The sequence below is a fragment of the Streptomyces sp. NPDC127190 genome (assembly GCF_042672505.1).
GTDB lineage: Bacteria > Actinomycetota > Actinomycetes > Streptomycetales > Streptomycetaceae > Streptomyces.
On record NZ_JBHXVE010000070.1, the window covers coordinates 1 to 1,487 of the forward strand.

1 protein-coding gene and 1 pseudogene are annotated in these 1,487 nt (G+C 66.2%); one reads left to right on the forward strand and one right to left on the reverse strand.

What is annotated here, in order from left to right; genetic code table 11:
- Window positions 1–88: 88 nt before the first annotated feature.
- A pseudogene (gene istB, locus ACFVIU_RS39150) lies at window positions 89–740 on the forward strand (IS21-like element helper ATPase IstB); the annotation flags it as partial.
- A 33-nt stretch (window positions 741–773) separates the two neighbouring features.
- Here the strand turns inward: istB and ACFVIU_RS39155 are convergent.
- Complete coding sequence (locus ACFVIU_RS39155) at window positions 774–1,151, reverse strand: hypothetical protein (RefSeq protein ID WP_385848531.1); 378 nt, start codon at window positions 1,149–1,151, stop codon at window positions 774–776.
- Window positions 1,152–1,487: the final 336 nt, after the last annotated feature.

A 1,487-nucleotide genomic window follows, 5' to 3' on the forward strand; every position in this document is an offset into this window, starting at 1 on the left:
CTCACCCCGGAGCCGTTCCACTTCCCTCAACCTCATGCAGGAAAGCTGCCCACCACCAGGCGAGAACACCCGACGTAACGAAGCACTACTAGTCCTCTCCGAAGGACTGGCTGTCCGCGACTGCCGCCGCTTCCGCCAGGGCCTGCGACTCTCAAGGCTGCCGCACCAACAAAACGCTCGATGAGTACGACTTCTCCTTCCAGCCCGAACTCGACCCCCGCAAGGTCAAGGACCTTGCGACGCTCTCATTCGACGAAGCCAGGGCGAACGCCGCTCTCCTGGGACCGCCCGGGGTGGGCAAGACGCATATCGCCGTTGCTCTCGCGGTCGCGGTCGCGGTCGCGGCCTGCCGGGCTGGCTACTCCGTCTACTTCACCAGCCTCGACGACATGGTCCGCAACCTCAAGGCCGCCGAAGCAGCCGGGCGTCTGGCCAACAAGCTCGGCACCTACCTGCGGCCGGGCGTCCTCGTGGTCGACGAGGTGGGCTACGAGATCCTCGAACGCGGAGAAGCGACCCTGGTGTTCCAGGTGATCTCAAAGCGGTATGAAAAGGGCTCGATTATCTTGACCTCGAACAAGACCTTCAGCGAATGGGGACAGGTGTTCGACGACGAGGTCCTGGCCACCGCCATCCTCGACCGGCTCCTCCACCACTGCGACGTGATCTCCATCAACGGCCCCAGCTACCGCCTCAGAAACCGCCTCAAGGCCATCGAGCGGGACACGGACGTGGCCTGACAGGGCACGTCCAGTCGGCTGCCAGGGGCCTGATCAGTCGTCTTCGAGTCGCTGGAAGACTGGGGAGAACTCGTCGGTCTCGATCAGTCCGGCGATCACCTGAGTCATGCTGGCGACACCGGGATCCCGGACGATCAGGCCGTCTGAGACCCAGAAGTAGCGGCCGCCGAGAGCCTCGCCGCATTCTGCCCAGACATCCACCAGGCGTTCGACTTCTGCGACCGAGAAGACAGTCGCGGTCCACCGGGAGCCGTCCTGGAGGTTCACGAAGACATCGACGTTGCAGATCGAGTCCAAGTCCTCGCCCGGGCTGGGCAGGAACGATGCCTCGAATGCCTCCGTGCGGACCCGGTACCAGGGCCCATCCCAGCCTTGTTCCACTGCCCCGGTGGCCGACGTGCTCTGTCTCATCGTGCGAGTGTCCCTGGGGCAGGAAGTCGGTCTCAACCCGAATCTGCCAAGCCGGACCCGCGAACGTAACTGGGGGCGTTCATCCGTACGCGGTTGGGGGAGCTCGGGTCGTACGCCGACAGCGCATGCCGTTCGCGTAGCGCGAGCAACCCCCGCAGGCGCGGGGACGACCGGACCCACTGACCGGTGGCCTCCTCCGGCGCCGAGCAACCCCCGCGGGCGCGGGGACGACCGCAGCAGGCCGCCGAACGTGCTCATGCGCTGGGAGCAACCCCCCGCGGGCGCAGGGACGACACCACGCCGGCATCGACAGCGGGAAGGTCACCGTCGTCCCCG

Excerpts from the sequence above, each read along its gene's own strand:
- ACFVIU_RS39155 (WP_385848531.1), bottom strand. The coding sequence starts at position 1,151 with ATGAGACAGAGCACGTCGGCCACCGGGGCAGTGGAACAAGGCTGGGAT.